This is a genomic window from Dactylosporangium sp. NPDC048998, assembly GCF_043197855.1.
Lineage (GTDB): Bacteria > Actinomycetota > Actinomycetes > Mycobacteriales > Micromonosporaceae > Dactylosporangium.
Window position 1 is genome coordinate 1 of the sequence record NZ_JBICTV010000011.1, and the last position, 6,611, is coordinate 6,611.

4 protein-coding genes are annotated in these 6,611 nt (G+C 68.3%); 1 reads left to right on the plus strand and 3 read right to left on the minus strand.

All coding sequences use genetic code 11. The annotated features are described in order from the left end of the window. On the minus strand, positions 1-4,249 hold a 4,249-nt coding region (locus ACGFI8_RS24750), incomplete at its 3' end, for a hypothetical protein (RefSeq protein ID WP_392808322.1). A 128-nt stretch (positions 4,250-4,377) separates the two neighbouring features. After that, entirely contained in the window at positions 4,378-4,860 is a 483-nt protein-coding gene (locus tag ACGFI8_RS24755) for a WXG100 family type VII secretion target (protein ID WP_392808324.1), read from the minus strand. Positions 4,861-4,966: 106 nt separating this feature from the next. Between ACGFI8_RS24755 and ACGFI8_RS24760 the strand changes: the two genes are divergently transcribed. Next, positions 4,967-5,575 (plus strand): hypothetical protein, encoded by a 609-nt coding sequence (locus ACGFI8_RS24760; protein ID WP_392808326.1) that lies wholly within the window; start codon positions 4,967-4,969, stop codon positions 5,573-5,575. A 70-nt stretch (positions 5,576-5,645) separates the two neighbouring features. Here the strand turns inward: ACGFI8_RS24760 and ACGFI8_RS24765 are convergent. Beyond that, positions 5,646-6,611, minus strand: a 966-nt coding sequence (locus ACGFI8_RS24765; RefSeq protein WP_392808328.1) for a hypothetical protein, incomplete at its 5' end; no start/stop codon positions are given.

Genomic DNA, 6,611 nt, shown 5'->3' on the forward strand with positions numbered 1-6,611 from the left:
CACCACGCCGCACATCAACCGGCAAACCCCCCACCCGCTGCCACACCTCATAACCACCATCCACCCCACGACGCCACCCACCAACCGACACCACACCCGCCGCAACAACAGGAACAGTCGCGTCATGCCGCACGATCGGTGCCGGCTGCGGCTGGCGCTCGGCCGGACCGAGCGCCTCCTGGTGGCCCTCGTCGGGCCCGGCGGCCGGGTGGACCAACCGCGGGGCGGGTCCGTGTTCGACGATCTCTGCTCGGTCGGGCAGCTGCTGGAGCAGCCGGTCGATCTGCGCCCGCACGGCCGGCGGCGGCTCCAAGCCGGGCACGCCAACGACGACCCTGGGCGTGTTGCCGGCGCGGCCGCCGACCGGCGGCGCCTCGGCACCGGCAGGACGGAAATGCAGGCCGGCCGCTGTCTGCGCCGCCTCCCACCCGTCGCCGAGCCGGAACGTCCCGGGCTCGTCTCCGGGCGCCAGATCGAACGGGGTGTCTCGCGGGGCGGGCCGGTCTGGTGGGTAGACGTCGTAGTGGGTGGCGAACTCGGGGAAAGTGACCTGGCCGGCGTCGTCCACGGGTACCAGGTGCCGGCTCTGCGGCAACCGCTGCTGCAGTTGATCGGGCCGTAGGTCCAGCCTTGCGTTGCCGGGAATCCCGGTCAGAATCCGGTTGGCGAGGTCGGTGGCCGCGGTCCCGCCGATCTGCTGCGCGGCGAGGTACTCGACGCGCATCCCGTCGATCCGGTCCGGCGGCAGGGCCTTGATGAGCCCGCGGACCGCCGCAATATCCGTAACACCGTCGACCACCACGGTGGTGTGGCCGCTCGGGCGGCTGACCGGCGCGGGCTGGACATCGCGCGGGTGCAGGACGATCGCATCGTCGTGCACGGTGATGTCCAAGCCTGCGTCCAGCCCTTGCCGCAGCTGCACGAGGTGGTCCTGACGTGCGACGTCGTTCGCCACCTGCTGCGGTTGCCACGGCGTCTCGTTGCGCCCGGCGTTCTGCCGCTGCGCCCACAGGCCCGCCGGCTCAGTAAGGCGGTGCGCATCGGCCTGCGCGGAAGCCGCCAAGACCTCATCATGGGGCGCCGCCGGGGCGACGGGCTCCTGCGTAGTCGGGTTCCGCGGCGGAGGCTCCGGCAGCGACCCGGCCGGACGACCCAGCACAGGCCGCCCTTCCTGGGTGTAGGAGATCGTCCGCGAGCCCTTGGCCGCGTCCGAGGCCGAGACCGGCCCGGACCCGGAGCCGGCCTGCGGCCTGTTCTGACCCCCTTCGTCGAGGACCCGGCCCGGACCGGGGAAGGAGTCAGGCTCTTCGAGCACGGTCTCCAGCCGCTGACCGACGGGTGGGCTGTCCGTGGCATTGCCCTGCTCGGTCTCCGGCTTCGGCGACCGCCTGAAGACCACGTCGTCGTCCTTGGCCAGCTGCGTGTGCGAACCACGGGACGCCGGCTTTACGGACGTCCCACCGCCCGAGCGGCCGGCGCCGGGCCGGCCGCCGCCGGAAGAGCCGCCCTCGCCTCCGCCTCCATCTCCGGAAGAGAACCCGCCGTTCTTCATCCTGATCTCGCCGGCGACCGCGTCATACGACAGGTCACCCGGCCTGACCGTCGAGGTCCCTGGCCCTTCGAGCGCACCGTCACTGCGCAACCGCAGGTCCGGTTTCCCGCCGCCGGTGGGATGGAACTCGCCCACCTCCACCTTGCCGGAGTTGAGGTGCACCTCTACCGTGTCGACCCCCCGGCCTCCCTTGACCGGAACCGGTTCGAGCTGGTTGGTCCGCGCGCTGTACCGGTAGTACGACGGTGCCGCGTCCGGCTCTCCCGCGGCGGGCCGGGCTCCCCCTGGACCGCCGGGGCCATCGGGCGTGGACTGCTTGACGACCTGCCATTCCTGGGACTGCGGATCGCGTACCAGAACCCGTTTCGGCTCCCGGTCGGCCGGGACGTCCATACGGTCCTGGGGCCGTGCGGGCGTGGCGGTATGCACCGGCTCGACGGTCGGCCGGGCGCCCGACAACCGGACCGACTGCCAGCCCTCACCCGAACCGTCCAGGCTGTGGAACTCGACACCACCGCCCTCCGCCGACGCCGCCTCGCGCACCGGCGGCCGGTCGAACGTCACCAGGTTGATGTCGCCGTTGGGGTTACGTTGCAGCCACTGTTCCCGCGGCCCGTTCCCGGCAGATGACGGTGCCGGCTCGGTCCGCCCCGGCCTGCCGATGCCGGCGCTCCCGGCCGCCGCCCGGTCGCCGGCCGAACTGACGCCGGTGACCTCCCACTGCTTGCCTTGCGGGTTGTACGTGACGATCCGTTCACCGGGCTCCTGCGCACCGATCCGGCCTACGCCCGACGCGGACTCACCCGGGTACTTTCCGCTGGCCGCCCTGACGTCGACCACCACGTCGTTCGGGGACAGCTTTCCCGGGACCATCGTGCCGTCCGGCCGCAGCTCGACATACGTGTACCGGCCCGTCGCCAAGTCCGATTTCGCGGAGACCGCCGGCCCGTCGCCGGGCGCCGCACCTCGTGGCGGGTTCGACACACTTGCCGGCGTTTCGTTCGCAGCACCCGCCGCCCGAACGGGCGGCCCGTCAGTACCCGAACCACCGAGTGTTTTCCCGTTCTGCGGCCACGCGTACTCCTTGGCGAGGGTGACGAGGTCGGCATGGCCCGATGAGTCGTAACGCAGCAACTGCCGCCCGGACCCGGTAGCCGACTCAGAGACCGCCCGATCCACAGTGGATGGTGGCTCATCACCGGCCGACACCCGCACCTGTGAACCATCCGCACCCCCCGCCTTCCGAACCACCGGCTGACCCGGAACCGGCTCCGAACCCCCCAACCTCGTCCCACCCGAACCCACCCGATCCACAACCGACGGCGGCTCACCACCCGCCGACACCCGCACCTCCGAACCATCCGCACCCCCCGCCTTCCGAACCACCGGCTGACCCGGAACCGGCTCCGAACCCCCCAACCTCGTCCCACCCGAACCCGAACCCACCCGATCCACAACCGACGGCGGCTCACCACCCGCCGAACCCGCCGCCCGTACCGACGGCACGTCGTTACTCACCGACGTCGGAGTGCGCACTGCCGGCGGACCACCGGCGTCGAGGTTGACCCGGCCGGGGGGCGGGCCCTCGGCAGCCAGATTCGCCGGACGTACCGCGCTGGAGGAAACCGGCGGACCACCGGCGAACTGCGACTTGCTGACGGTCGCCTCGTCCAGGGTCGGCGGCCGGTTGACCACCGAACTACGCGCATTCGGCAGCGCGGTCGGCTCGACCGTCGTACCCGCCCGTACAGGATCGACTGTGCGTGCCGGATCGTTTCCGCGTCCGCCGGGCACCGACACCGCATCGGCCGGTCGCACCCCGCCCGGCACTTCGAGCCGGTCGCCACTCAGGCCGGGCACGTCGTGCGGCACGCTGCTGGTCGGCGCCGGCGTACGGACACTGTCCACCACAGTGACATCCGACGCTCGCAGCGGAGTGACCGTGCCCGGTTCGACGGCCGGCGGCCTGCCCAAATGGAGGCCGTTGCCCGGCGCGCCGCCAGGCTCGACATTGTTGCCCGGTTTCGGCAGCGGCGAATGATCACCGCCCAGCGCCGGCAACCCACCGGGTTCTTCGTTGCGCGGAAGCGTTGTGACGTCTTTGCCTCCGCGGCCGAACCGGGTGCTGAAGCCACCCGCCACCAGCCCGCCCATCAAGCCGGCGATACCAACCGACAGCGGGTCGATATGCAGATGCTCACCGGCGATGCCTTCACCGGCCAGCTGCGAGACAATGCTCGTGCCAGCTGCGATGCCGCCCCAGACAAGGGCGTTCGCGGCGAACCCGGCCAACATCTCGGCCGTGGCCAACTCCGCGCCCAGCGCGCCGATCACTCTCGTCAGAAGCGACGCCAGCGCCTCGATCAGCCCGGAGAACAGGCTCGCCAGGCCCAACGTCGCGACGTCGATGATCCAGCCGATAATGAACGCGTACGCCGCGGCCTTTTGCTGTTTCAGCATTTCATCGACTTTGCCGGCGAAATCCCGCAGCCCGTCAGCCATCTGCTGTGCGTTGTCGCCCGCGGCCCGGACGGAATCAGCGACGAGCTCGCTCGTGCCGACCGCGGAGTTCTTGGCCTCGCCCGACCAGTTCGTGCCCGCGACGGCGCTGACCACCTGCGAAGCCAGTCCGTGCAATTGGACGGCGAGCGCCTCCCACCTGTCCGCCAAAGCGCGCAACAGGGCCGGATCGGGCAACGGATTCGGCTTGCCCGTGGCTCCTGCGCCCTGGTCGTGGGAGGGGCCGGTTGACTCACGACCTACGTCTGACGACACCTAGGGTCCCTCTCCGGCCGGGTCGGCCTGCCCGCGCTCCGGTCGTTCGGTCAGGTGTTCTCAGTGATCGGGCCGTCGTTGAGATGCCGGCTGGGGTCGCCGTGTGCCCCCAGCCCGCCCGCGACCCGGCCGGCGATCATCGAGGTGGACATCTGCTGGAACATCTTGTTCACCGAGTCCTCCGCCTCGCCGTAGTTGATGGACGCGAGGATGACAGCGTCCGCGATATGGGTAAGGATCCCCACGTCAGGATTCTCGTCGGTGCCGAAGAGGTTGATCATTGCGGTGGCCCACGCGTCGTTGAAGGCCTTCGCCTCGTCAGCGGTGTCGCCGACCCAGCCGAGCTTCAAGTTATTCCAGATGTCGATAATGCGCTTGATGCTGTCGGCGACGCCTTGGCCGTACAACACCAGCGCCTGGTTCATGGTGACGAACATGCCGTCCGGGTCGACCCTGATGACCAGCGATTGATCGCCGTAGTACGGAGGTACCGGCATCGAGCCTCCTCCTGCCTCGGTACGGACCGCGGGCACGCGTCCGCAACACCACATTGCTTTCAGGGAAACGTATCGAGCGGTTTATCAGACCCGCCAGTCATTACATCCGGGACGTTGATGGGCCGCACGATCCGGAGCCACCATGGAGCACCAGATCCATATCAGGAAGGTGATCTTCGTGGCTGACGACGTACCGCCGGACGTTACTCCGCCCACCCTCGGTCAGACATGGGAGCTGTTCGGACCTCCGATGGACGGCACGCTCCACCTACCGTCGGGCCCTCGGTTCGGCCACGCCGTCCCACCCCGGGGCCCCAAGGAACCGCCGGTCGTGCCGAACTATGTGGTGTCACCGGGCAGCATCGAGGGCGCCACTTCGCAGATTCTGAACCGCACCCACGAAGTGACCGAAAGCTACAACTCGCTGAAGGACTACATCTCCGGCACCAAGTCCTGGATCTACTCGGTACCCGACGACCACACCATCGGCGAACAATGGGGCAGCAAAGTCAACCCGCAGCACCTGGACGATCCACACCCCGACTGGACGCAGCAGATGAGCGCCGTTTCGGACAACGTCCTTCTTCAGGTGGCCGACGCGGTGGAGATGACCGGCGAGTTCGTTCGTGCACTCAACAATGCGGGCCAGTTCTACACCAGGGCGGACAAGGACTCCGACCTGCCGACGCTGCCTGTTCATCTCGAGGGCCATTCGTCGAAGATGGAGAACCAGACCCCCGACCAGAGCTGAGGAACGGCGTGGCACCAGTGAAGTGGAACAGGCTGAGCGCTAGCGGTCGACCCGCCGGCGCTCAGCCTGTTCAGTTGAGGTTCTGCACGTTGGTGTTTTCGGTGTTGACGTAGTTCTCGTAGGCGGTCTGCATTCGGTGGATCGCATCGTCGAGCAGCGTCAGCAACGACTGCGTCACGGTGTTGAAGGTGTCGGCCAGCGGCGGGAACGATGCGCCCGCCGGGCTTTGCCAGAGGCTTTCGATCGTCGCGAACTTACCCTTCATCGCCGTGAAGTCGGCGTTTATCAAGTCCCGCTCCGCGGACACCTTACCAATCGCATCGTGTAGCGCGGGAATCTCGACCGCAAAGTCGATCTCGGTGCCGTCCGGTGTCCATATCTTGATGACTTTCCCGTCCGGCCCGATCTCCACGACGGATCCGTCGTCATTGTGCTCGAACGCGTCACCTTGGTCGTCATAGGTGATGGTGAAGGGATGGCCGTCCTTGGTGACACCAGCGGTCGGCCGGCCCTTGTCGTCGAACCCGGTGAACGTCGTCCCGTCCGCCGTGACTTCCTTGATGACTTTCCCGTCCGGCCCGATCTCCACGACGGATCCGTCGTCATTGTGCTCGAACGCGTCACCTTGGTCGTCATAGGTGATGGTGAAGGGGTGGCCGTCCTTGGTGACACCGGCGGTCGGCCGGCCCTTGTCGTCGAACCCGGTGAACGTCGTCCCGTCCGCCGTGACTTCCTTGATGGGCTTACCGCTCGGATCAGTCACCATCACCGAGCCGTCGTCGAACGTCTCGGTGGCACCGCCTGACGGGTCGTAGGTGATGGTGAAGCCGAGGCCGTTGGGCGTCGTCCCCCGCGTCGGCCGGCCCTGGCCGTCGAAATCCGTGTAGGTCGTGCCGTCCGCCGCTATCTGTCGGATCGGCTTACCGCTCGGATCGGTCTCCAGCACCGAGCCGTCGTCGAACTTCTCGAACGCATCACCCTGCGCGTCATAGGTGATCGTGAACCCGATACCACTCGCCGTCACACCCGACGTCGG

What these genes read in the sequence shown, in the direction of transcription:
- ACGFI8_RS24760 (WP_392808326.1), top strand. Translation starts at nt 4,967, where the DNA reads ATGGAGCACCAGATCCATATCAGGAAGGTGATCTTCGTGGCTGACGAC.